At 70.5% G+C, this 24,555-nt stretch carries 21 protein-coding genes and 1 pseudogene; 16 read left to right on the top strand and 6 right to left on the bottom strand.

The features are described 5' to 3' along the window. Positions 1–40 precede the first annotated feature (40 nt). Together BFF78_RS08745 and BFF78_RS08740 are read right to left on the bottom strand one after the other, a co-directional pair. Positions 41–904, bottom strand: a complete 864-nt coding sequence (locus BFF78_RS08745; RefSeq protein WP_069777770.1) for a helix-turn-helix domain-containing protein — start codon at positions 902–904, stop codon at positions 41–43. Positions 905–1,002: 98 nt separating this feature from the next. Beyond that, on the bottom strand, positions 1,003–1,839 hold the full coding sequence (locus BFF78_RS08740) for a helix-turn-helix domain-containing protein (protein ID WP_069777769.1): 837 nt from the start codon (positions 1,837–1,839) through the stop codon (positions 1,003–1,005). 93 nt (positions 1,840–1,932) lie between these two features. Between BFF78_RS08740 and BFF78_RS08735 the strand changes: the two genes are divergently transcribed. From BFF78_RS08735 to BFF78_RS08720, 4 genes are all read left to right on the top strand, one after another. Beyond that, entirely contained in the window at positions 1,933–2,985 is a 1,053-nt protein-coding gene (locus BFF78_RS08735; protein WP_227025776.1) for an ADP-ribosylglycohydrolase family protein, read from the top strand. 101 nt (positions 2,986–3,086) lie between these two features. Continuing rightward, positions 3,087–3,392 carry a 4a-hydroxytetrahydrobiopterin dehydratase gene (locus tag BFF78_RS08730; protein WP_069777767.1) on the top strand — a complete coding sequence of 102 codons (306 nt, stop codon included), beginning with the start codon at positions 3,087–3,089 and terminating at the stop codon, positions 3,390–3,392. 5 nt (positions 3,393–3,397) lie between these two features. After that, on the top strand, positions 3,398–4,147 hold the full coding sequence (locus tag BFF78_RS08725; RefSeq protein WP_069777766.1) for a class I SAM-dependent methyltransferase: 750 nt from the start codon (positions 3,398–3,400) through the stop codon (positions 4,145–4,147). A gap of 169 nt (positions 4,148–4,316) precedes the next feature. After that, positions 4,317–5,201, top strand: coding sequence for an alkaline phosphatase family protein (locus tag BFF78_RS08720; RefSeq protein ID WP_069777765.1), 885 nt, complete (start codon positions 4,317–4,319; stop codon positions 5,199–5,201). 46 nt (positions 5,202–5,247) lie between these two features. On the opposite strand, the gene BFF78_RS08715 is transcribed toward BFF78_RS08720, so the two are convergent. Beyond that, entirely contained in the window at positions 5,248–6,009 is a 762-nt protein-coding gene (locus tag BFF78_RS08715; RefSeq protein ID WP_069777764.1) for a phytanoyl-CoA dioxygenase family protein, read from the bottom strand. Between the two features lie 126 nt (positions 6,010–6,135). Between BFF78_RS08715 and BFF78_RS08710 the strand changes: the two genes are divergently transcribed. Beyond that, positions 6,136–7,044: a class I SAM-dependent methyltransferase gene (locus BFF78_RS08710; protein ID WP_069777763.1), complete on the top strand. Its 909-nt coding sequence runs from the start codon at positions 6,136–6,138 to the stop codon at positions 7,042–7,044. 106 nt (positions 7,045–7,150) lie between these two features. Beyond that, entirely contained in the window at positions 7,151–7,852 is a 702-nt protein-coding gene (locus tag BFF78_RS08705) for an SDR family oxidoreductase (RefSeq protein WP_069777762.1), read from the top strand. A 13-nt stretch (positions 7,853–7,865) separates the two neighbouring features. On the opposite strand, the pseudogene BFF78_RS42965 reads toward BFF78_RS08705, so the two are convergent. Continuing rightward, positions 7,866–8,572, bottom strand: a pseudogene (locus BFF78_RS42965) (glycoside hydrolase family 75 protein). 213 nt (positions 8,573–8,785) lie between these two features. On the opposite strand from BFF78_RS42965, the gene BFF78_RS08695 reads away from it, so the two are divergent. Next, the gene (locus BFF78_RS08695; protein ID WP_069777760.1) at positions 8,786–9,397 is read left to right on the top strand and encodes a hypothetical protein; all 612 of its coding nucleotides are present in this window, start codon (positions 8,786–8,788) and stop codon (positions 9,395–9,397) included. 718 nt (positions 9,398–10,115) lie between these two features. On the opposite strand, the gene BFF78_RS08690 is transcribed toward BFF78_RS08695, so the two are convergent. Beyond that, positions 10,116–10,952 carry an aldo/keto reductase gene (locus BFF78_RS08690; protein WP_069777759.1) on the bottom strand — a complete coding sequence of 279 codons (837 nt, stop codon included), beginning with the start codon at positions 10,950–10,952 and terminating at the stop codon, positions 10,116–10,118. Positions 10,953–11,268: 316 nt separating this feature from the next. On the opposite strand from BFF78_RS08690, the gene pqqA reads away from it, so the two are divergent. The 9 genes from pqqA to BFF78_RS08655 all read left to right on the top strand — a co-directional run bounded on the left by pqqA (position 11,269) and on the right by BFF78_RS08655 (position 22,473). After that, positions 11,269–11,436, top strand: a complete 168-nt coding sequence (gene pqqA / locus BFF78_RS46085) for a pyrroloquinoline quinone precursor peptide PqqA (protein ID WP_159032979.1) — start codon at positions 11,269–11,271, stop codon at positions 11,434–11,436. Continuing rightward, the gene (gene pqqC, locus BFF78_RS08685; RefSeq protein WP_069777758.1) at positions 11,433–12,149 is read left to right on the top strand and encodes a pyrroloquinoline-quinone synthase PqqC; all 717 of its coding nucleotides are present in this window, start codon (positions 11,433–11,435) and stop codon (positions 12,147–12,149) included. The genes pqqA and pqqC overlap by 4 nt, the downstream gene beginning before the upstream one ends. Then, positions 12,146–12,514: a pyrroloquinoline quinone biosynthesis peptide chaperone PqqD gene (gene pqqD / locus BFF78_RS08680; protein WP_079161226.1), complete on the top strand. Its 369-nt coding sequence runs from the start codon at positions 12,146–12,148 to the stop codon at positions 12,512–12,514. The genes pqqC and pqqD overlap by 4 nt, the downstream gene beginning before the upstream one ends. Next, complete coding sequence (pqqE, locus tag BFF78_RS08675; RefSeq protein ID WP_069777756.1) at positions 12,511–13,584, top strand: pyrroloquinoline quinone biosynthesis protein PqqE; 1,074 nt, start codon at positions 12,511–12,513, stop codon at positions 13,582–13,584. The genes pqqD and pqqE overlap by 4 nt, the downstream gene beginning before the upstream one ends. Continuing rightward, positions 13,581–13,952: a hypothetical protein gene (locus BFF78_RS46080; RefSeq protein WP_159032978.1), complete on the top strand. Its 372-nt coding sequence runs from the start codon at positions 13,581–13,583 to the stop codon at positions 13,950–13,952. Before pqqE ends, BFF78_RS46080 begins: the two co-directional genes overlap by 4 nt. Further along, positions 13,949–15,139, top strand: a complete 1,191-nt coding sequence (locus tag BFF78_RS08670) for a glycoside hydrolase family 88/105 protein (RefSeq protein WP_069777755.1) — start codon at positions 13,949–13,951, stop codon at positions 15,137–15,139. Before BFF78_RS46080 ends, BFF78_RS08670 begins: the two co-directional genes overlap by 4 nt. After that, a complete protein-coding gene (locus BFF78_RS08665) occupies positions 15,136–15,921 on the top strand; it encodes a heparin lyase I family protein (RefSeq protein ID WP_069777754.1) in 786 nt (261 codons plus the stop codon). Before BFF78_RS08670 ends, BFF78_RS08665 begins: the two co-directional genes overlap by 4 nt. A 151-nt stretch (positions 15,922–16,072) precedes the next feature. Beyond that, positions 16,073–20,431 carry a glycosyl hydrolase family 28 protein gene (locus tag BFF78_RS42960; RefSeq protein ID WP_227026126.1) on the top strand — a complete coding sequence of 1,453 codons (4,359 nt, stop codon included), beginning with the start codon at positions 16,073–16,075 and terminating at the stop codon, positions 20,429–20,431. Positions 20,432–20,442: 11 nt separating this feature from the next. After that, complete coding sequence (locus tag BFF78_RS08655) at positions 20,443–22,473, top strand: PQQ-dependent sugar dehydrogenase (RefSeq protein ID WP_069777753.1); 2,031 nt, start codon at positions 20,443–20,445, stop codon at positions 22,471–22,473. Positions 22,474–22,495: 22 nt separating this feature from the next. On the opposite strand, the gene BFF78_RS08650 is transcribed toward BFF78_RS08655, so the two are convergent. Next, complete coding sequence (locus BFF78_RS08650) at positions 22,496–24,322, bottom strand: AMP-dependent synthetase/ligase (RefSeq protein WP_069777752.1); 1,827 nt, start codon at positions 24,320–24,322, stop codon at positions 22,496–22,498. Between the last annotated feature and the right edge of the window lie 233 nt (positions 24,323–24,555).

Raw genomic sequence — 24,555 nt, 5'->3', positions numbered from 1 at the left:
GGTCGGTCCGGACGGCCTGGCACAGGTCCGGGAGGTGCTGTCACAGGGTGGCGCGGAACTCCCGCAGCAGGGTCCGCGTGCGCTGCGCCGACGCGGCCCGGGCCGTCATGTGGTCCAGCACCTCCAGATGCGCGGAGACCTCGCGGCGGGAGTCCAGGTAGAGGGCGCCGGTCAGGTACTCGGTGAACACCATGTCCGGCAGCTCCGGCTCGGCGAACCGGAACAGCGTGAACGGCGCGTACGTCCCCGGATGGGGGCCCGCGGCGAACTCGGCGATCTGAAGGGTGACCCGGTCCCGGTCGGCGTACGCCAGCAGCTTGTCCACCTGGACCCGCAGCACGTCGGGCCGCGTGCTCACCGGTCGCCTGAGCACCGTCTCGTCCATGATCACCCACAGGTGGGGCGGGTCGTTCTGCTCCAGCAGCCGCTGCCGTTCCATGCGCAGCGACACATGCCGCTCCACCGTCTGCGGCGAGGTCTGCCCGATCGTCCCGGCCTCCAGCACCGCCCGCGCGTACTCCTCGGTCTGCAGCAGACCGGGTATGAAGTGCGGCTCGTAGGAGCGGATGATCCGGGCGGCGCCCTCCAGACTGACGTACAGGCTGAACCAGTCCGGGAGCACGTCGTGGAACCGCTGCCACCAGCCCGGCTGGTTCGCCTCCTCGGCCAGCCGCACGAACGCGGCCGCCTCCTCCTCGGCCACCCCGTAGGTGTCCAGCAGCACCTGCACGTAGGGGATCTTCAGCGCGACCTCGGCCATCTCCATCCGCCGTACGGTCGCCGACGCCACCCTCAGGACCCGGGCGGCCTCCTCCCGGCCGAGGCCCGACGCCTCGCGCAGTTCCTGCAGCCGTTTGCCGAGCACCACCTGGCCCACGGTGGGCGCAGCCCGCCGCTCACTCACGCCACGCCCTCCCCTACGCGCCGAAGTACCCCGGCAGTCTGCCATGTGATCCCCTGTCGCACACGGGTCCCAGGGAACCGGTCCGGCCGGGGCGGCGGTCAACCGGCCAACGTGTGCAGATACTTGGCGGTCGCCGGGTCGGCCGGCAGCAACGTCTCGATGGCGAGTTCGGCGACGGTGACGTCCATCGGCGTGTTGAACGTCGAGATCGACGACACGAACGACAGGATCCGGCCGTCGTGCTCGATGCGCAGCGGCAGCGCGAAGTACGCGACCTCCTCGGCCGGTTCGTCGTACGGCGCGTCCTCGGGCACCGGGTAGGCGGCCACCTCCTCGTACAGGGCGCGCAGTTGGTCCGAGCGCTGCAGGGCGATCTGCCGCTCCATCTGCGCCAGCAGATGCCCGCGCCACTCGCGCAGATTGCGGATACGCGGCGCAAGGCCCTCCGGATGCAGGGTCAGCCGCATCGCGTTGGGCGCCGGCGCCAGCAGGTCCTCCGGCACCCCCTCCAGCAGCATCGCAACGCCCCGATTGGCGGTGACGACCGTGTAGCCGGCGTCGACCACCAGTGCCGGGTAGGGCTCATAGGCCTGGATGAGACGTTCCAGGCCGTCGCGCAACGCGTCCAGCGCCGGGTCGTCCAGCGGGGTCTCCGGATAGTGCGGGGCGTAACCGGCCGCCAGGAGAAGGGAGTTGCGTTCGCGTACCGGCACGTCCAGATGCTCGGCGAGCCGCAGCACCATCTCCTCGCTCGGCCGGGACCGGCCGGTCTCGATGAAACTGATGTGCCGGGCCGAGGAGTCGGCGCGCAGCGCCAGCTCCAGCTGGGAGACCCGGCGCCGCTCCCGCCAGGCCCGCAGCAGCGGGCCGACGCCCCTGTCGGAGGCGGCGGGGGCGGTGGCGGACGCGGAGGGGCCGGTGGCGACAATGGTCATACATCCGACCGTAGTCGAGGAGTTGACAAGGTGCGCATGAACCAGCCGGGGTCGAAGCCGTGGCGGACCTCGTCCCTTCAGGCGCCGCTTCAAGTGTCTCTTCAGGCCGCGGCGGTGTACCGCGCCAGGGTCCGCGGCTGTCTCCTCGGCGGCGCGCTCGGTGACGCCCTCGGCTACCCCGTGGAGTTCGCCTCCCTGGACCGGATCCGTGCCACGCACGGCGCGCGCGGCGTCACCGGTCTCGTCCCCGGCGCGCCCGGCCTGATCAGCGACGACACCCAGATGACCCTGTTCACCGTCGAGGCCCTGATCCAGGCGCACGCACGGGAGCGCGAGAAGGGCACCGGCGGCGCCTGGTCCCTGCTGCTGCGCCAGGCCTACGAGCGCTGGCTGGAGACCCAGTCCAAGCCCGGACCGCAGCAACCGCAGCCCGGCGCGCCGGCCGGCGGACTGGTCACCGAGGCCTGGCTGTACTCCCGCCGTGCCCCCGGCAACGCCTGCCTGTCCGGCATCGCCCAGATGTACGCGCCCGACGCCGCACTCCCGCTGGACGGCACACCGGGCGAGGTCAACCCCGACTCCAAGGGCTGCGGTACGGTCATGCGCTCGGCCCCCTTCGGCCTGGTGGGCCCGGCCGACGAGGCCTTCGCGATGGCCGCGCGCGGCGCCCAGATCACCCACGGCCACCCCACCGGCTACTACGCGGCCGGCGCGCTCGCCGCGATCGTGGCGCACCTGGTCGCCGGGGACTCCCTGGAGGGCGCCGTACTGCGCACGCTGCGGCTGCTGGAGCGGCACCGCGGCCACACGGAGACCACGGCCGCCCTGCGCGCGGCCCTGGACCTCGCCGCCGACGGAGCGCCTACGGCCGAGAAGGTGGAGTCCCTCGGCGCGGGCTGGGTCGCCGAGGAAGCCCTCGCCATCGGCGTCTACTGCGCGCTCGCCGAGCCCCGCCCCGAGGAGTCGCTGCCGCTGGCCGTCAACCACTCGGGCGACAGCGACTCCACCGGCTCCATCTGCGGCAACCTCCTCGGCGCGCTGCACGGCGACACGGGCCTGCCGCACGAGTGGGTGACACGGGTGGAGGGCCGGGCCCGGATCGCCGCACTCGCGGACGACCTGGCGGCGGAGTGCGCACGGGGCTGACCCGGCGGCGTGCGGCGGATTGCGCGAGGGGCTGACGTGGCAGGCTGATGGCGTACCACCCGCACCCCGTCTTCCCGTCGCGTCGAAGGGAGCCGAAGGCCATGGCCGTCGAACCGCTGTCACAGAAGGAGATCGAGGACCGGCTCGCCGAACTGCCCGGCTGGGCGGTGGACGAGGGCCGGCTCACCCGCTCCTACCGGCTCGGCTCCCATGTCGCGGCCGCCGCTCTCGTCATGCATGTCGCCGCCGTCCAGGACGAGCTGGACCACCACTCCGACCTCACGCTCGGCTACAACACCGTCGCCCTCACCGTCCACACACACAGCGCGGGGGGCGCCCTCACCGAGAAGGATTTCGCGCTCGCCCGCAAGGTGGAGGACATCGCCCCAGGTCACGGCGCACACTGAGCGGCGTGCTCGATTACGACAAGGAAGCCGACGCCTACGACGCCTCCCGGGGCGGCGAGGCCCGCGCCGCGGCGGCCACGCGGGCCGTCCTCGACCTGATACCCGACACCCCGGGCCGTCTCCTCGACATCGCCTGCGGCACCGGCATCGTCACCCGCAGGCTCGCCGCCGACCGGCCCGGACTGCGGGTGACCGGCACGGACCTCACACCGGGCATGGTCCGCATGGCGGGCGCCCGGCTGCCCGGCGCCGTCGTCCGCGCCGACAGCCGCCGGCTGCCCTTCCCCGCCGGCACCTTCGACGCGGTCACCAGCATCTGGCTGCTGCACCTGCTGTACGACCCCGGCGACCTCCGCGCCGTCGTCGCCGAGTGCGCCCGGGTGCTGCGCCCCGGCGGGGTGTACGTCACCACCGTCGACAAGGCCGACGCGCACGACGTCGGCAGCGACATCGACGCCGTCCTCGCCTCCCGCCCGCGCCGCGCGGCACCGGACGCCGCCGGCACGGTCACCGCGCACGCCGTCCGGCACGGGCTCGAGCCGGCCGGCCACACCACGTTCCCGGGCGTCGGACAGGGCCGCAGCCCGCGCAGCACCATCGCCGACCTGCGCCGGGGCTGGTTCACCATGCTCCCGCCCGGTGATCCGCGCACCGAGGAGTTCGCCGTACGCCTGGCCCACCTCCCCGACCAGGACCGCCGCCGCCCGGACCCCGTCTTCCGGGTGCGGGCCTTCACCAAGCACACGGACGGCTGAGCCCGCGGCAACTCCAGCCGGTCCACGACTGTTTGACGGGCCTTCACTTCGGTGGACCTGAAGGCCTCGCGGGCGGCCCCCTACTCTCCTAGCTGCCCGAGCAAAGACGACCGCCTGAGCAGTAGACAACCCCCCGCGCTGTCCTGGCCGCTCCCACAGGAGGTCCACCATGTCCTTGCTGTCCCGCATCAAGCGCTCGCGCCGGGCGCTCCCCCTCGCCACCGCCCTCCCCGCCGCCCTGTTCGGTGTCTGGGCCGCCGCGCCGGCCGCCCAGGCCGCCGCTCTCCCCACCCCCGATCACGTGGTCGTCGTGGTCTTCGAGAACCACTCCTACGAGCAGGTCATCGGCAGCTCCAGCGCCCCGTACCTGAACAACACGCTGAAGGCCGGCGGCGGCAACCTCACCAACTCGTTCGCCATCACCCACCCCAGCCAGCCGAACTACCTGGACCTGTTCTCCGGGAACAACCAGGGCATCACCAACGACAACTGCTACACCCCGCAGTTCAGCAGCGCCGCGAACCTCGGCTCCGAGCTCATCGCCGCCGGCAGGACGTGGGGCAGCTACAACGAGGGCCTGCCCTCCCAGGGCTCCACGGTGTGCACCAACTCCGCCACCAAGTACGCCCGCAAGCACAACCCGTGGTTCGCCTTCAACAACGTCCCGCTGAACACGGCGCACACCTTCACGCAGTTCCCGACGGACTACACGACCCTGCCCAAGGAGTCGTTCGTCGTCCCGAACCTGTGCAACGACATGCACGACTGCTCCATCGGCACAGGTGACACCTGGCTGAAGAACAACCTCAGCGCCTATGCCACCTGGGCCAGGACGCACAACAGCATCCTCGCCGTCACCTTCGACGAGGACGACAGCTCGCACAGCAACCACATCGCCACCGTGTTCTACGGTGCGCATGTCGCGCCGGGCAGCTCCACCTCGACGCACTACAACCACTACGACACGCTGCGCACCCTCGAGGACCTGGCCGGGCTGACCACCCATGCCGGAGCCGCGGCCAACGCCTCCGACATCAGCGGCATCTGGAACTGACCTCGTCAGGACCGCCGCCTCGCAGGCGGCGGTCCACCCATGCGCCCTACCGGCCCAGACCCCGGCGGATCGCGCGCTCCACCGGCGAGTACGCCCCGTCGGGCCGCTCCAGCTCGTACGGCACCGCCGGATCCAGCGGCGGCTGCGCCATGAACCGGGGCCGGGTGCCGTGGTGTGGCTGGGCCGCGTGGACCAGGAAGGGATGGCAGAGGTAGACATCACCGGGGCGGCCGGTGGCGTACGCGAGCGGGCGGTGCGCCGAGGCCCGGTCGAGCTGGGGGCCGAGTTCCAGGATGGAGGCCCCCGCCTCGCCGTACGGCTCCAGCAGCGGCGGCACGTCAAGGTGCGAGCCGACCCGGATCCGCGTCGGGGCGTCCGCCTCGGTCACCTCGCTGAACAGGAACAGCATCAGCAGCGCGCGGTCCCTGGAGCGCAGGTTGGCGAAGTACCACTGCTCGCCCTCGGGGAGATAGCTGCCTTCGATGTGCCAGCCCGCGTCGTCCGGCTCGACCGGGTGCGGGAACCGCAGCGGAAAGGTCCCCAGCGCATACCGTGGCTGCCACCGGCCCGCGCCGACGAGCACGTCGAACGCCTCATGCAGAACGGGGGAGTTGGCGGCAGCGGCGAACGGGCCCTGTGCCATGCCGCCCACCCGCACCACCGGCTCCTTCCAGGTGCCCGGGTCGTCCGGGTCGTACCCCGTCTCCCGCCACAGCAGCCGTGCGCAGTCCGCGGCGACGCGCGGAGGGAAGGCCCTCTCGATCTTCACGAAGCCGTCGGTGAGAAAACGTGTCACAAGGTCGTCCACAAGCCCTCATGCTGACGCCGGTTCCCGCCCCGCGCACCCGGTTTTTTTGCGGCACCGGCAACGAAAGTGGCACCGCCCCCGTGCGCCGTCGCAGGCTGACGGCATCCGAACGAGAGGCTGACGACCATGGCACACGACCACCACGCCCACCACGGGGACCACACACATCACGGTCACGCGCATGGCCACGGCCACGACACCGACTGGGCGGCCATGGCGGCGCTGCTGGAGGCGGAGGCCGAGGTGTTCGGCCCGGCGTACGCGCGTGCCCTGGCCTGGCTCGGCAAGGAAGTGACCGAGCCCGGCCTGATCGTGGACGCGGGCAGCGGGCCCGGGGTGATCGCCTGCCTGATGGCGGAGACGTTCCCCGGCGCACGGGTGGTCGCCGCCGACGGCGCCGAGCCGCTGCTGGAGCGCGCCCGGGCGCGAGCCGCCCGCCAGGGCGCCGGCGACCGCTTCGACACCCTGGCCGGTGAACTACCGGACTCACTCGCGGAGTTGGAGTACCCGGTGGACCTGCTGTGGGCCAGCCGCAGCCTGCACCACCTCGGCGACCAGAGGTCCGCGCTCGCCGCCTTCGCCGCCCGGCTCGCCCCCGGCGGCACACTGGCCATCCTGGAGGGCGGTCTGCCCACCCGCTATCTGCCCCGCGAGATCGGCTTCGGCCTTCCCGGACTGCAGGCCCGTCTCGATGTGCTCCAGGAGGAACGATTCGCGCGGATGCGCGCCGAGCTGCCCGGCGCGGTCAAGGAGACCGAGGACTGGCCCGCCCTGCTGACCGCGGCGGGACTGAAGCACACGGGCACCCGCAGCTTCCTTCTCGACCTGCCCGCCCCCGTCCCGGACCGGGCCCGCGCCTTCGTCGTCGCCGCGCTGACCCGCCTCCGGGACGTCCACGCAGACACCCTGGACGCCGACGACCGGGCCACCCTCGACCGTCTCGTCGACCCCGCCGATCCCGGCAGCGTCCACCGGCGCCCCGACGTGTTCGTGCTGGCGGCGCACACGGTGCACCGGGCGGTCCGGCCGGTCTGACCAGTCGGCTGCGTTCCCTACGGCTGCCGTACCTGCGAGGGCACTTGACTTCGAGCGCGCTCCACGTGATGGACTCCCGCCCTCACCGACACACAGGGGGACTCACATGAACGACTCTCCGGTCGCACTCATCACCGGCGGCGCCACCGGCATCGGCGCCGCCGTCGCCCGGCAGTTGCTGGCCGCTGGCCACCGGGTCACCGTCACCGGCCGTACGGAGGCCCGGCTGCGGGACTTCGCCGAAGGGCTCGGCAACCCGGACGAACTGCTGACGGTCGCCGGTAACGCGTCGACATTCGACGATATACAGGATGCGGTCGACCGTACGCTGAAGGCCTACGGTCGACTGGATACCGTAGTCGCCAACGCCGGCTTCGCCACCCACGACACCGTCGCGGACGGCGACCCGGCCGGCTGGACCGAGATGGTGCTCACCAACGTCCTCGGCCCGGCCCTGCTCATCCGCGCCTCCGTCGAGGCCCTGAAGGAGTCCCACGGCCGGATCGTCCTCGTCGGCAGCGTCGCCGGGTTCGTGAACACCCCGGGCAACATCTACGGCGCCACCAAGTGGGCGGTCACCGGGCTGGCCGAGAACACCCGCCGCCAGGTCACGGAGTTCGGGATCGGTGTGACGCTGATCGCCCCCGGCCGGGTGGAGACCCCGTTCTGGGACGGCCTCGGCAGCCTGCCGCCGGGGCACCTGCTGACCGCCGATCAGATGGCCGACTCGGTTCTCTGGGCGATCCGGCAGCCGGCCGGGGTCGACGTCAACACCGTGGTCGTACGCCCGCTGGGTCAGCCCAACTGACGTACGGCGCCGGTCAGTTGTTGGCGATGAACTGCTTGGCCAGCTGGTCGCCGAGCGAGACCGCGGCGCTGTGGCTCTCGATGGGGAGGCCTTGGAGTTCTTGAACAGGATGTAGGTCACGCCCGAGTCGGCGCCGCCGGTCTTCGGGTCGGGATCGATGCCGAGCGCCTTGGCGGTGGCGTACGACGCCTCGCCGATGATCTTCGTGGGGCCGGTGTCGCCGACGACGGCGTACTCGACCTTGTTGTTGTAGATGACCGCGACCACGCCGCCGCCCTTGATACCGGCGCTGGAGTAGTTCCAGATGCTGCTGGCGCTGGGCACCACGATGTACGGGAGCGACTCGGCCTTCAGCGGCTTGCCGTCGGACTGGTGGAAGGCGGTGTCGTCCTGGTACCAGGGGTCGCGGTTCTCGTTGCAGTTGGTGGTGCGCTGGCCGTCGCAGTCGACGTCCATGTCGGCCTTCCAGAACACCGCGCCGTTCTTGCCGCACACGGGAACGGTGGCCGATGTCTCGTCGTCCGTCTTGTACTTGCCGTTCGATATCTGCGAACAGGACTTCACCTTGGCGAGCAGGTCGGCCGCGCTGACCGAGCCCTCCTGGGCGGAGGCCGGGGCGGTCCGTGCGGACGCGCCGGCGGACGCGTGCGCGGGCAGCACTCCGGCGGCGAGCAGGGCGGCCCCGGAGGCCGCGGCAAGGGTCAGGGTTCGAAGGCGCACTGTGGGGGCCCTTCTGTTAGGAAAGTTTCCTTACGAGGTGCCGTACACGGTGGACCTGTCGCCATGTCCTCGTCAAGACTCCGGTTGCGAAGTGCCGAAATCTATGCGTATTGCGGTGATTTGCGACCCGGGGCAAGACTGAAGAAGGCCGGTATATCCGGATATGTCTGCCGCCGTCGGGCGGCACGGTCAGGGCCCCGGGAGGCGAGGCGGATGTTCGTACGCACGGTGTACGCGACCGGCGATCCGGCGCGGCTGGGCACGGCCCTGGGGGCCCTGAATACCCGGGGGCACGATCTGCTGGAGGAACGGCCCGGCTACCGGGGCGCGGGCGTCTTCGTCGACCGTGACCTCGGCAAACTGCTCACGGTCAGCTGGTGGGAGTCCGCGGCGGCGCGCCGCAACAGCGACGAGGTGATGAGCGCGCGCCGGCCGGAGCTGCTGCAGCCCTTCGCCGGGACCGTCGCGGTCGAGAACTTCGAGGCCGTGGTCTTGCACGCCGGGCGCCGGCCCCTCAGCGGCGGCGGGCTGCGGACCTCCCGGCTCGAGTTCGAACCGGCGGACGCGGACCTCGCCGCCGACACCTTCCACGCCGGTGTCCTGCCCCTGCTGGAGGTCCTGCCCGGATTCGCCGGCGCGGCCCTGTTCCTGGACCGCGACCGCGGCCGGGGCATGACCGGAGTCCTCTTCGCCGACCGCGCCTCACTCACCGCATCCCGCGCTCGCCAGGCCGCGATCCGACACGCGGGCACGGCGAAGGCGCACGTGACGGTGGTCGCGCTGGAGGAATTCGAGATCGTTCACGCGGATGTGCGGGAGGACTGACCGCGCCGGGGCATTGGGGGACTGGACACCGGGTGCCGGCCGGGTCCGGGGAGGGAGCTGGCTGCGTCACGGGCCGGCACAGGCGCAAGGATCCGGGCGGCACATGGACGCAAGGCTCTGGGCGGGCGCAGGCTCATGATGTGGGCCGGCATGGGCGTTTGGCTTCGGCCGGCACCGGCACCGGCACATGGCTCCGGGGTGGCACAGGGGCAGGGCTTCGGCGGGTGTAGGCACATGGTTGCGGGCCGGTACGGGCACATGGGTGCGGGTCGGCACGGGCACAAGGCTTCGGTGGGCGGCCGTAAGCACGTGATTCGGGGCGGGAGCAAGGACATGGCCACCGGGGCGACATGGGCGCATGGTTTTGGGTGGGCGCGGGCGCATGGCTCTGGGGTGGCGTGGGCGCGAGCCTCCGGCGGGCGAAGGCACACGAGTCCGGGCGGGTGTAGGCCCGCGAATTCCGGGTGGCCGCAGGCACATGACTCCGGGGCGGCCGCAGGTACAGAACTCCGGGTCGGCACATGCACATGACTCCGGTGCGGCCAGGCATCGGGCTCCGGTCCTGACGTGGAGGCAAGGCGCCGCAACGGCACAGTGGCGCGCCGCCGTGGCCGACGGGGACCAGAGCCATGGCGTGCGTCGTGGTGGTCCCCGGAAACGGCGCACGGCCGTCCGCCCCGCTGTGCGGTGGGGCGGACGGCCGTGGTTGCCGGCCGGGTCAGCCCATGTCGAAGGTGGCCGGGTCGGGGCCCAGGCGCCGGTCCTCGTTGAGCGCGCTGATCGCCGCGAGGTCCTCGTCGTCCAGGCTGAAGTCGAAGACCTCGATGTTCTCCTTGATCCGGGACGGCGTCACGGACTTGGGGATCACGATGTTGCCGAGCTGGACGTGCCAGCGCAGCACGACCTGGGCCGGCGTCCGGCCGTGCTTCCGCGCGATGGCGACGATCGCCGGGACCTCCAGCAGGCCCTTGCCCTGGCCGAGCGGTGACCAGGCCTCGGTCGCGATGCCCTGCTCGGCGTGGAACTCGCGGGCGGCGTGCTGCTGCAGATGCGGGTGCAGCTCGATCTGGTCGACCGCCGGGATGACGGAGGTCTCGGAGATCAGCCGCTCGAGGTGCTCGGGAAGGAAGTTGGACACGCCGATGGCGCGGACCCGGCCGTCGGCGAGCAGCCTCTCGAACGCCTTGTAGGTGTCGACGTAGGTGCCGCGGGCCGGCAGCGGCCAGTGGATCAGGTACAGGTCGAGATAGTCGAGACCCAGCTTCCGAAGCGACGCCTCGAAGGCGCGCAGCGTGGCGTCGTACCCGTGGTCGCTGTTCCAGAGCTTGGTGGTGACGAAGATGTCCTCGCGGGGCAGGCCGGAGGCGGCGATGGCCTTGCCGGTGCCCTCTTCGTTGCCGTAGATCGCCGCTGTGTCGATGCTGCGGTACCCGGCCTCCAGTGCCGTGGCGACGGCCCGCTCGGCCTCGTCGTCCGGCACCTGCCAGACGCCGAAGCCCAGCTGCGGCATCTCGACGCCGTTGTTGAGGATGATCGGGGGGACCTTGCTGCTCACGAGCTTCTTGATCCTTCGGTTGCGGACAGGTGGTACTCCCATCGTCAACGATCACGCGCCGCGGCGCATTCCTGACCCCGCGATCCGTCTCGACTGACCGGTCAGTCCGTTCCCGGAGCGGAGATTGGCCGGAAACGCATCCGACGTTTTCGGTCCGGACCATTGACCGGAGCCCGTCGTCCCGCGACTCTGTATCGCGCCACCGGACGCATCGCTGAACCCGGTGCAAGCATGTGAACAGGCCCTGACCATGGCCGCTGTGTCCCTCTCAACTCCCTTCTGAGCACCCCACCCTCAGGAAAGCGAGTACACACCCGTGAACGAGAGCCCTTCGCCGTCCGTCCCCATGCACCACCCCGACCCGAAGACATCGGATGAAAAGGTCTGGCAAAGCCCCGGATACCACATCGTGGAGACCGCGCTGGAGGTCACCGCGTACGCGCTCGCCGACCGCCGCCCGCCCGAGCCGCCCCCGGCCGCATGACCACGGCGGCCCCGGAACTCGACGACCGTGCCGCATGGCCGGCTGCCGAGTTCACCGAGCGGCTGCGCGCGGTCACCGCGACGCACTACCACGACCGGCACCCCTTCAACCAGCGGATGCACCGCGGCGAACTGACCACCGCCGAACTGCGCCGCTGGATCGCCGCCCGCTTCCACTACCAGCGGCACATCCCCGTGAAGGACGCGCTGATCCTCGCGGGGCTCGACCGGCCCGAGGAGCGCCGGGCGTGGCTGCGCCGCATCCACGACCAGGACGGTACCGACGGCACGGGGGGCGGTATCGAGCGCTGGCTGCGGCTCGGCGAGGCCGCCGGCCTCGCCCGCGAGGAGCTGTGGGACGCCTCCCGGGTGCCGCCCGGAGTGCGGTTCGCGGTGGAGGCGTACGTCACCTTCTGCCGGCGGCGCCCGGTGCTGGACGCCGTCGCCGCCTCCCTGACCGAGCTGTCCGCCCCGGACCTCATGCGCACCCGCATCACCGCCTTCGAACGCCACTACCCGTGGATCGACCCGGCCGGCCTCGCCTACTTCCGCACCCGCGTCACCCAGGGCGCCCGGGACGCCGAACAGGCCCTCGCATTCGTCCTCGCCCGGGCCCGCACCCGCGAAGAGCAGCAACGGGCCGTCGCGGCATTGGAGTTCAAGTGCGAGGTGCTGTGGGCCCTGCTGGACACGGTGGCCGGGAGCGGCCCATGACACCGGCACCGGCATCACCAACCGGCACGGGGCCGTCGACGGAACCGACCGACCCGACCCCGGTGACGGCACCGGTCCCCGAGGCTGCCCCGGCACCATCGCCCACCTCGGGGCCCTGGCGCCCCGTCCTCGCCCGAGGTGTCGTACTGCGGCACGACCCGGTCCGGGGCGCCGGCCTGTTGCTGCTGCCCGAGCGGGTGGTCGTACTCGACGGCAGTGCGGGCGCGGTGCTCCGGCTGTGCGACGGCGTGCGGGACGTGGCCGCCGTCGTCGCCGAGCTGGCCGTACGTCACCCCGCCGCGCCCGTCGCCGCCGAAGTCCCGTTGTTCCTCGACCGGTTACGGAAGGAGGGCTGGCTGGGATGACCGATCCTCCCTGGGCCCTGCTCGCCGAACTCACCCATGCCTGCCCGCTGCGCTGCGGGTACTGCTCCAACCCGGTCAAACTGGTCAGCCGGTCAGCAGAGCTGACCACGGCGCAGTGGTCGGAGGTCTTCCGGCAGGCCGGCGCCCTCGGCGTCGTCCACACCCATCTGTCCGGAGGCGAACCACTGCTGCGCCGCGATCTGCCCGACCTGGTGGCCGCCGCCGAGGGCGCCGGTCTGTACACCCAGCTCGTCACCAGCGGGGCGGGGCTCGGCGAGCGGCGGCTGGCCGCGCTGACCGGGGCCGGGCTGCGCAGCGTGCAGCTGTCGGTGCAGCACGCGGACCGTGCCACCGCCGAACGCATCGCGGGCGCCCGGTCGTTCGCGGCGAAGGAACGCGCCGCCCGGCTGGTCCGCGCGGCGGGGCTGCCCCTGGGCCTGAACGCCGTCCTGCACCGCGGCAACCTGGACGACCTCGACGGCCTGATCCGGCTCGCGCTCGACTGGGGCGCCGACCGCATCGAGCTGGCGAACACCCAGTACCACGGCTGGGCGGCCCGCAACCGCGCCGCACTGCTGCCCACGCCCGCCCAGGTCGAGCGGGCCCGCGCCACAGTGGCCCGATGGCGTGAACGGCTCGGCAACACACTGGAGTTGGTGTGGGTGGCCCCCGATCTCGTGGACGCCACCGCGAAACCCTGCATGGGCGGCTGGGGCGCCGTCTCGCTCACCGTCGCCCCGGACGGCACGGTACTGCCGTGCCCGGCGGCCGGATCCCTGCCCGGCCTGGACCCACCGAACGTGAAGGACCGCGAACTCGCCTGGATCTGGCGCGAGTCGAGCGCCTTCAACGCCTTCCGGGGCGAGGCCTGGATGCCCCGGCCATGCCGCGACTGCGCCCTGCGCACGACCGACTACGGAGGCTGCCGCTGCCAGGCGTACGCCCTGACCGGCGACCCCACCCGCACCGACCCGGCCTGCCGGCACGCCCCGGACCGCCACCTCGTGGACGCGCTGGTGCAGGGCGCCGCTCGCCCGCCCGAGTACGTCTATCGAGAAGGAGGGCCATGAGACGCCGACGCCGGCGGGACACCCTGACCCCGCTGCCGGCCGCCGCCCCCGCATCCTCCGACCCGGCCGGCCGGCACGCCCGGGACCGTCACCGCGTCGACGCCCTGGGTGCAGGGCGCCGCCGATGCCGCTCGCCCGTCCGCGTACGCCCATCGAGAAGGGGGACGATGACACGCCGACGCCGACGCCGGCGGGTGGCGTTCTCCGTCACCGGCACCCTGACCCCGCTGCCGGCCGCCGCCCCCGCATCCTCCGACCCGGCCTGCCGGCACGCCCCGGACCACCGCCTCGTCGACGCGCTGTTGGTGCAGGGCGCCGCCGGTGTCGCTCACCCGCCCGTGTACGCCCATCGAGAAGGAGGACGATGACACGCCGACGCCTGCGGATGGCGCTCGCCGCCGCGCTCGTCACCGCCACCCTGACCGCGCTGCCCGCCGCCGTACCCCCGGCGAGCGCCGCTCCCGCACTCTCCGCCCCGGCCGCCGCCCGCGACTGGTCCACGGCCGTCGTCGACTCCACCATGGCGCGCTACACACCGGACACCATCGGCGGCTGGTCGTACCCGGTGGGCCTGTACCTCTACGGGCAGTACCTCGTCTACCGGCGCACCCACGACCCGCGCCTGCTCGCGTACATCAAGGCCTACTTCGACCGGTTCGTGCACAGCGACGGCACGATCGGCCAGTCCTTCGACAGTCTCGACAGCATGCAGGCGGGCCGGCTGCTGGTGATCCTGCACCACGAGACCGGCCAGGACCGCTACCGCAAGGCCGCGCAAAAGATCCGCGACCGCCTGAACAGCTATCCGCGCACCTCCGACGGCGGCTTCTGGCACGCCGACACCAGCAGCCGGGCCCATCAGCTGTGGGCGGACGGCGCCTACATGGTGAACCCCTTCCTGGTCGAGTACGGCAAGGAGTTCGCCGACAGCGCGTACACGGACGACGAGGCGACCCGGCAGCTGTCCGTCTACGGCCGTCATCTGCAAGCCCCGAACGGCCTGTTGCGGCACGCCTACGACGAGTCGAGGTCGGCGAGCTGGGCCGACCCGGCCACCGGGCTCGCGCCCGAGCACTGGTGCCGTGCCGTCGGCTGGTACGCCATGGCGCTCGTCGACGTGCTCGACGCGGTCCCCGCGAACCAGCCCCGGCGGCCTCAACTGCTCGGCATCTTCCGTACGTTGGCCTCGGCGCTGGAGAAGTACCAGGACCCGGCGTCCGGACGCTGGTTCCAGGTGATCGACAAGGGCGGCAGGCCGGACGACTGGACCGAGACCTCCTGCTCCAGCATGTTCACCTACGCCCTCTCCCGCGGCGCCCGACAGGGCTATCTGGACCCGCACTTCGGGAATGTCGCCCGGCGCGGCTACCAGGGCGTGCTGGACCGGCTGTCGGTCGGCGGGGACGGCCGTACCCATCTCACCGGCATCTCCGTCGGCACCAACGTCGGTGACTACGCCTACTACGTCGCCCGCACCCGGGCCACGGACGACTTCCACGGCCTCGGGGCCTTCCTGATCATGAACGAGCAACTGCGAGGTGATTCAGTGTCATGAGCACGTCTAGAAGGGCTGTGCTGGGTGCCGCGCTCGGCGGCGCCGCCGCAGCCGTGACCGGCCTGCCGGTCACCGAGGCCCACGCCGCCTCCTGGCAGCTGAAATGGTCGCCGTCGGCGCGCACCGACGGGCTCGGCGCCTTCGAGACCGTCGAGGACGACCGCGCGCACTCCCATCCGGCCGGCCATCCGCACATCTTCGCCACCGGCGACGACTGGCGCTTCAACATCCACACGGTCGACCGGGACACCTCCACCGATCGCCAGCGCCAGGAGGTCACCGGCCTGCGCACCGGCGCGAACAGCTATCTGAGGTGGACCGAGGGCCAGACCTGGCGGCTCACGTACTCGATGTACATCCCGAGCACCCTCAAGGCGACGACCACCTTCACCCACATCATGCAGATGAAACAGCCCGGCACGGGCACCTCGCCGATCGTCGTGCAGTCGCTGCGCCGGGTGAACGGGAAGCAGACCATCGAACTCCGGCTCGCCGCAGGCGGCATCCTCGTCGGCCGCACCGGTCTCGACCCGCTGCACGACACATGGACCGACGTCGACTTCCAGATCAAGGTCGGCAACGGCTCGGCCGGTTCCGTCCGCTGGATCCTCACGAGCGGTTCCACCACCGTCGTCGACGCGTCCAGGTCCGGTGTCGACACCTTCCTCGCCGACCGCGTACGCCCCAAGTGGGGCATCTACCGCTCCCTCGGCGACACCTCCGGATCCCTCCAGGACACCTACCTGCTGCTCACCAACCTCCGCGGCTACCAACTCGCCTAGAGGAGCGGACCTCGTGAAACCCGCCATCGCCGACCCGAGACGGGCGGCGGCGATCGTCCTGTGCGTCCTCGCCGTCGTCCTCGGCCTCACCCACCCCGCCGCGAACGCGGCCCCGCACCCTGCCACGCCCCGCCCGGCAACCGTGTACGACGTGCGCGACTACGGCGCCAAGGGCGACGGCTCGACCAACGACACCCCCGCCATCGACAAGGCCATCTCCGCGGCCGGTGCGGCGGGCGGCGGCACCGTCCGCTTCCCGGCCGGCACCTACCAGTCCAGGAACACCATCCACATGAAGAGCCATGTGACGCTCCAGGTCGACAAGGGCGCCACCCTCCAGGGCGCCTCCGCCGGCACCTACGACCCGCCCGAGTCCAACCCGAACGACAAGTACCAGGACTACGGGCACAGCCACTTCCACGACGCGATGATCTACGGCGACCGGCTGACCGACATCGGTTTCACCGGCGGCGGGGTCATCGACGGCGCCGGTCACCTGATCACGGGCAACCCCAAGCCCGGCCAGGCCGACAAGATCCTTTCGCTGACCCGCTGCGACGGACTCCGGCTCGGCGACGGTCTCACCCTGCGCCGTGGCGGCCACTTCGCCGCCCTGATCAACGGCTGCACGAACGTCGTCTCCGACCACCTGACCGTCGACACCGCGAGCGACCGCGACGGCTGGAACGTCATCTCCACGACCAACGTCACGATCACCAACGCGCACATCGCCGCGAACGACGACGCCCTGGTCTTCAAGAGCGACTACGCCCTCGGCGCCAAGCTCCCGAGCGGCCATGTGCGGGTGAGCGATTCGGTGCTGTCGGCGCGCTGCTGCAACGCCCTGATGTTCGGCTCCGAGACCTGCGGCGACTTCTCGGACTACCAGTTCGAGAAGATCCGTGTCGAGGGCGCCGACAAGTCCGGGCTCGGCATGGTCTCCATGGACGGCGCGAAGATCTCCGACGTCCACTACCGCGACATCACCATGACCAACGTGCATTCACCGATCATGGAGAAGATCGGCACCCGTAAACGGTGCGGGAACAGTCCCGGTGTCGGATCGATCAGCGATGTCACGTACGACAACATCACGGCCACCGGCAACAGCCCGTCCTTCAGCCCGACCCTGTGGGGCGAGGACGGCCACCGCATCAGCAACGTCACCTTCAACAACGTCAACATCACCGTCCCGGGCGGGAACGGCACCATGTCCACCGGTGTGCCGGGCAACGACCCGAAGGACTACAACCCGAAGAGCATCGGGACCCGGCCGGCGTACGGCTGGTATCTGCACAATGCCGACCGCGTGACCTTCACCGACAGCTCCGTGAAGTTCGCGGCGGACGAAGGCCGCCCCGCCTTCATCGCCAACGCGGCGACCGGCATCCGGTTGACCCGGTTCACAGCGCAGAAGGGTGGCAACTCACCTCACGACCTCGGTTTCCAGTCCGTCACCGGCTACTGCGTCAGCGGCAGCCACAGCACCAGCGGCGGCGCCCTGCGGGTCTCGGCGAGCGGATCGACCCAGAGTTGCGGCGCCCCGGCCCGCCCCCGCGACGTCGAGAACCCCCGCCAGGCCTTCCTCCGCGCCTCCGTCGGCGGCCTCTTCCTGCACTGGGGCCTGCGCACCGCCCCCGCCCACACCAGCTGCGCCGCCTGGGAGAAGGACGTCACCAGCGGCGGCTGGACGCCGGACTACTGGGTGAACGAGGCGCGGAAACTGCACACGCAGTACATCGTGCTGGCCACGTTCCACAGCCGGCTCGGTTACGCCCGCCCCTGGCCGTCGAAGATCCCCGGTTCCTGCTCCACCAAGCGGGACTTCCTCGGTGAGCTGATCAATACCGCCAAGGCCAAGGGCATGAAGGTCATCCTCTACATGACCGACGACCCCCAGTGGCACGACGAAGGCGGCCACGAGTGGCTCGACTCGGCCGCGTACTCTGCCTACAAGGGCAAGAACGTCGACCTGACCACCCGCGACGGCTTCGGGCAGTTCTCGTACGACAACTTCTTCGAGGTCATGGACCGCTACCCGGACCTCGGCGGCTTCTGGATCGACAATGACAACGCGTACTGGGAGAGCCACAACCTCTACGCGCAGATCTATCAGAAGCGCCCGAACTACACGCTCAGCAACAACAACGAAGACACGCCGATCATGGACATGATCAGCAATGAGCAGAAGACGGGAATGACGCCCGCCTACGACTATCCGCAGGCGATCTACACCGCCCAACCCCGCCTGACCGAGGCCGACTTCAAGCTGCCGTCGACCGGCGCCTGGTGGTACGACGGCTCGAACCCGACCGTCGACAAGATGCTCACCCTCGGCCGGCTGATCACCAACGCCGGCTCCTCGGTGAAGGCGCTCATGGCGGAGACCGCCCAGGTCAACGGGACGTTTCCGTCGAACCAGGCGGACTTCAACAACTTCGCTGCCGCCTATCTCGACAAGATCTGGGAGTCCCTGCACGGCACCGAGGGCGGCGGTTACATGTACGGCGGCCTCAAACCCGGCTTCTGGAACGACGGCGCCCACGGCGTCACCACCATCGCCAAGGACGACCCGAACCGGCAGTACATCCACGTCCTGACCCCGCCGAGCACCGGCACCCTGCGCATCCGCGACAACGGCTACCGCATCGCCTCGGTCACCGACCTCCGCACCGGAGCGCCGGTTTCCTGGTCGCAGTCCGACGGCGTGCTCACGCTGACCGGCCTCGGCGGCTGGGATCCGTACGACACCGTCTTCAAGGTGATCACCGCGGGCCGCCAGGGCATCGCGACCGGTGTCAAGGTCACCGCGAGCACGTCGGCGAGCGGCCACCCCGGCTCCGCCGCCGGCGACGGCGACTACCTCACCTACTGGGACAACGACAAGACGCTCCCCGTGAACCTCACCTTCGACCTCGGCACGGCGAAGAAGGTGCAGTACCTCGGGCTCAACCAACGCGAGGACTCCGTCGCCTACGCCCGCTCCGCCACCGAACAGTCCGCCAGGATCAAGGACTACAAGGCCTACCTCAGCGACGACGGCAAGAACTGGGGCAGCCCGGTGAAGGTGGGCCGGCTCCCCAGCGCCCGCGGCATCCAGGGCATCGACCTGACCGCCGCCACGGCCCGCTACGTCCGCCTCGAGGTCGACTCCACGTGGGCCGCCTCCAGCGACACCACCCGCTACCAGCGGCTGCGGATCGACGAGGCCTGGATCGGCACGTCGTACGCCACGCCGGCGGCCACCTACACCCCGTCTTCCGGCAACGGGCAGTCCCTGCGCCCCGCCATGGGCTGGAGCAGCTGGAGTTTCGTCCGCCGGCAGCCGACCGAGGCGAAGATCAGGGCACAGGCCGACGCGTTGGTGTCGAGCGGCCTGAGGGACCACGGTTTCGTCCAGGTCAACCTCGACGACTTCTGGCAGAAATGCGACACCAACGGGTTCGTCGTCGACTCCTACGGCCGCTGGACCGTGGACACCGCCAAGTTCCCGGGCGGCATCAAGGCCGTCGCCGACTACGTCCATGCCAAGGGGCTGAAATTCGGCTTCTACGTCACGCCCGGCATCGCGAAGAACGCCGTCCTGAAGAACACCCCCGTCGACGGCACCCCCTACCACGCCAAGGACATCGCCGACACCTCGAAGACCGAGAAGAACTACAACTGCAAGAACATGTACTACCTCGACTACGCGAAGCCCGGTGCGCAGGAGTTCGTCAACTCCTGGGCCAGGCAGTTCGCTTCGTGGGGAGTCGACTACCTGAAGATCGACGGCGTGGGCAGCCGGGACATCCCCGACGTGCAGGCCTGGGACAAGGCCCTGCGCGCCACCGGCCGGCCCATCACCTTCGCCCTGTCCAACAACCTCCCCCTCGACCACGCCACCACCTGGCGTGCGCTGGCCAACAGCTGGCGCACCCAGGGCGACGTCGAGTGCTACTGCGGGCCCGGCCCGAACGGAAGCGGCTACCCGCTCACCGACTGGTCCCATGTCGCCGCCCGCTTCGACTCCGCGGCCTCCTGGCAGCCGTACGCCGGACCCGGCGGCTGGAACGACCTGGACTCCCTGGAGCTCGGCAACGGCGACCAGGCGGGACTCACCGCCGACCAGCGCCGTACCCAGTTCACGCTGTGGTCGATGGCGGCGGCACCGCTGCTGCTGGGCACCGACCTCACCCATCTCGATCCGGTCGACACCGCGATGCTCACCAACGACCGGCTGATCGCTGTCGACCAGGACGGGGTCGCCGCGAAACGGATCGTGAACAGCGGTGTCCAGCAGGTCTGGAGCAAACGCGAGAGCGACGGCGACTACGTCGTGGCCCTGTTCAACACCGGCACCTCCGGCAACGCCACCGTCACCGTGAACTGGTCCCAGGTCGGCTTCACCGGTTCCGCAGACGTCACCGACCTGTGGTCCGGCTCCCACAGGGGCGCCGTGGCCTCCTCGTACAGCGCAACGCTCCGACCGGGCGAGACCCGGCTGATCCGCGTCAGGCCACTGGGCTGAGGAGAACGACCATGTCATTGAGAAGAGTTCATGCGTGGGGCCTCTCCCTGGTCCTCGCCGTGCCGCTGGCCGGACTGACGGGCGGCACCGCGCACGCGGCCACCGACTACCAGGCCGAGGACGCCCGGATCTCCCAGGGCACCGTCGCCGCCAACCACACCGGCTACACGGGCTCCGGCTTCGTCGACTACACCAACATCCAGGGCTCCTACGTCGAGTTCACGGTGAGCGCTGCCGCCGCCGGTCCCGCGTCCGTCACCCTGCGGTACGCCAACGGCACCGCCGCCGACCGCCCGATGGACCTGTCCGTCAACGGCACCGTCGTCGCACCCGCCGTCTCCTTCCCGGCCACGGCCGACTGGAACACCTGGGCGTCGAAGACCGTCGACGTCACCCTGAAGGCGGGCAGCAACAAGATCCGGGTGACGGCCACCACCGCGAACGGCGGCCCCAACCTCGACCGCATCAGCCTCGGCACACCGAGCGACACCCAGGCCCCCACCCGCCCCGGACAGCCCTCCTGCTCGGACATCGGCGAGGACCGCCTGACCCTGTCCTGGGGCGCGTCGACGGACGACACGGGGGTCGCGGCGTACGACCTCTACGAGCACGGCAACAAGATCGGCGAGGCACCGGGCAGCACCACCTCGAAGACGCTGACCGGGCTCGCCCCGAACACCACCTACGACCTCACGGTCATCGCCCGCGACGCGGCCGGCAACACCTCGCCCGCCAGCCCGGTCGTCGACTGCACGACCAGGCCCAGCTCCGACAGCACACCGCCGACCGCACCCGGTACATTGCATACAGCCGACATCACATCGAATACAGTCGACCTTACGTGGGGCGCCTCGACCGACGACCGCGCCGTCACCGCCTACGACGTGCGCAGCGACACCACCGTCTACAAGACGGTCAGCACCGGCACCTCCACCACACTCACCGGGCTCGCCTGCAACAGTCCGTACAGCCTGAACGTGGTCGCGCGCGACGCCGCCGGCAATGTCTCCCCGCCGAGCAACACGGTCTCCTTCACCACCAGAGGCTGCGCCACCGACGGCGGTGTCCCGTCGTCCATCGCCACGCTCTCCACGGGCTGGACCATCCCCTGGGGCACCTACTGGCTGCCCGACGGCCAGTCCGCGCTGGTCACCGAGCGGGACGACTTCCGGGTGTGGAAACTGACCAAGAGCGGCACGAAGACACAGGTCGGCACGGTCCCCAACGCCGTCACCACCAACGGCGAGGGCGGCCTGCTCGGTGTCGCCGTCGACCCCAAGTGGGAGACCAACCACTACGTGTATTTCATGCACACCGCCGCCGAGGGCAACCGGGTCGTCCGCATGACCTACGACGGCACGAAGCTCGGCGACTACAAGGTCCTGCTGCAGGGCATCAGGAAGAACCGCTACCACAACGGCGGCCGCCTCGCCTTCGGCCCCGACGGCTACCTCTACGTCTCCACCGGCGAGGCCCAGCAGCCCGACCTCGCGCAGGACAAGAACTCCCTGAACGGCAAGATCCTGCGCATGACCACCGACGGCAAGCCGGCCCCCGGCAACCCCTTCGGCAACTACGTCTACTCCTACGGCCACCGCAACCCGCAGGGCCTCGCCTTCGACCGCAGCGGCCGGCTCTGGGAGGCGGAGTTCGGCAACAGCTCCAAGGACGAACTCAACCTCATCAAGCCCGGCGCCGACTACGGCTGGCCCACCTGCGAGGGCAGCTGCAACGTCGCCGGCATGACCAACCCCAAGGCCACCTGGAACGTCTCCGAGGCCTCGCCGAGCGGCATCGCGATCGTCCGCAACGTGATCTACATGGCCTCCCTGCGCGGCGAACGCCTCTGGCGCATCCCCATCAACGGCGACACCGAGAGCGTCGGCACCCCGACCGCGTACTACGTCGGCACCTACGGCCGGCTGCGCACGGTCACCAAGGTGCCGGGCGCCGACCAGCTGTGGCTGTCCACCACCAACTGCGACAACAACGGAGGCGCCGCGGACGGGTCCGACGAGATCTTCCGCATCGACATCAGCTGAGCCACCCGGAAGTGACGTGACGTCAGGTCCGGTAGAGGGCCTCGACCTCGTTGTCGTACGCCTTCTCGATCGCCTTCCGCTTCAGCTTCAACGACGGTGTCAGCAGGCCGTGTTCCTCGGTGAACGGCTGCGCCAGGATGCGGAAGGTGCGGATCGACTCGGCCTGGGAGACGAGGGTGTTGGCGGCGACCACCGCCCGCCGCACCTCCGTCTCCAGGTCCGGGTCGCGCACCAGCTGGGCCGCGGACATCCTCGGCTTTCCGCGCATCTGCAGCCAGTGCTCGACGGCTTCCTGGTCGAGGGTGACCAGAGCGGCGATGTAAGGGCGGTCGTTGCCGACGACGATGCACTGGTTGACCAGCGGATGGTCGCGGACCCGCTCCTCCAGCACCCCGGGGGAGACGCTCTTGCCGCCGGAGGTCACCAGGATCTCCTTCTTGCGGCCGGTGATGGTCAGATAGCCGTCCTCGTCGAGGGAGCCGAGGTCGCCGGTGGCCAGCCAGCCGTCGTGCAGGGTCTCGTCGGTGGCCTTCGGGTTGTTGAGATAGCCCTGGAAGACGTTGCCGCCGTGCAGCCAGATCTCCCCGTCGTCGGCGATGTGCACGGTCACGCCCGGTATGGGCTGGCCGACGGTGCCGTAACGGGTGCGCTCGGGCGGGTTGGCGGTCGCCGCCGCCGTCGACTCGGTCAGGCCGTAGCCCTCGTAGATCTGCACGCCCGCGCCCGCGAAGAACAGCCCCAGCCGGCGGTCCATCGCCGAACCGCCGGACATCGCATTGCGTATACGGCCGCCCATCGCCGCGCGGATCTTGGTGTAGACGACCTTGTCGAAGAACTGGTGCTGCATGCGCAGCCCCGCCGACGGACCGGCCCCGGTGCCCCACGCCTTGGCCTCCACGGCCTCGGCGTACTTCACCGCGATGTCGACCGCCTTCTCGAACGGCCCCGACCGGCCCTCCTTCTCCGCCTTCCGGCGGGCCGCGTTGAACACCTTCTCGAAGATGTACGGCACCGCGAGGATGAACGTGGGCCTGAACGCGGCCAGATCGGGCAGCAGGGCGGCGGCGTGCAGCTGCGGCTGGTGCCCGAAGCGGACCTTGCCGCGGATCGCGGCGACCTCCACCATCCGCCCGAAGACATGCGCGAGCGGCAGGAACAGCAGCGTGGACGCCTCGTCGTCCTTCTTGGTGTGGAAGACCGGCTGCCACCGCCCGATCATCGTGTCCGCCTCGTACATGAAGTTGGCGTGCGAGAGGACGCAGCCCTTGGGGCGGCCGGTGGTGCCCGAGGTGTAGATGATCGTGGCGACCGAGTCCGGGGTGACCGCCTGCCGGTGCCGGTGCACCAGCTCGTCGTCCAGATGCGCCCCGGTGTCGTACAGCTCCTGCACACAGCCCGAGTCCAGCTGCCACAGCTGGCGCAGTTGCGGAAGCCGGTCGATGACGGTGGCGATGGTCATCGCGTGGTCCTCGTGCTCCACGATCGCCGCGGCCACCTCGGCGTCGTAGAGCATCCAGAAGCACTGCTCGGCCGAGGAGGTGGGGTAGACGGGCACCACCTGGGCACCGATCGTCCACAGCGCGAAGTCGAACAGGGTCCACTCGTAGCGGGTGCGGGACATGATCGCTACGCGGTCGCCGAAGCGGATGCCGCGTGCCAGCAGGCCCTTGGCGAGGGCCAGCACCTCGTCGCGGAACTCGGCGGCGGTGACGTCCCGCCACTGCCCGGAGGCGTCCTTGCGGCCGAGGGCGATGTGCGCCGGGTCCGTCCGGGCATGCTCGAAGACCACGTCGGCCAGACCGCCCACCGGCGGCGCCGACGTGAGCGGCGGGTTGGTGAACTCGCGCAAACCTCGCTCCCCGATCCTCGCTGCATGGTCACGCCCGTGATGTTCGGCACAGCGCGGTGAAAGCTACCCCACGCCGTCACTGTGCGGGAGAGGGTAGGAAACCGAGCAAACCTCACGTTTCCCCCGGGCAGTGACCGGAAAATGCCCGCACATGGGGAAGGGCCGGACACAATACTGACGGGTCAGTAAGTTTCGGTGCCGTAATCTCCACCGAATCTGTACGCGGTGATTAC

This window comes from Streptomyces fodineus (genome assembly GCF_001735805.1).
Classification (GTDB): domain Bacteria; phylum Actinomycetota; class Actinomycetes; order Streptomycetales; family Streptomycetaceae; genus Streptomyces; species Streptomyces fodineus.
The sequence above is the reverse complement of the archived record's forward strand: the minus strand, read 5'-3'. Positions and strand labels throughout refer to the sequence as shown.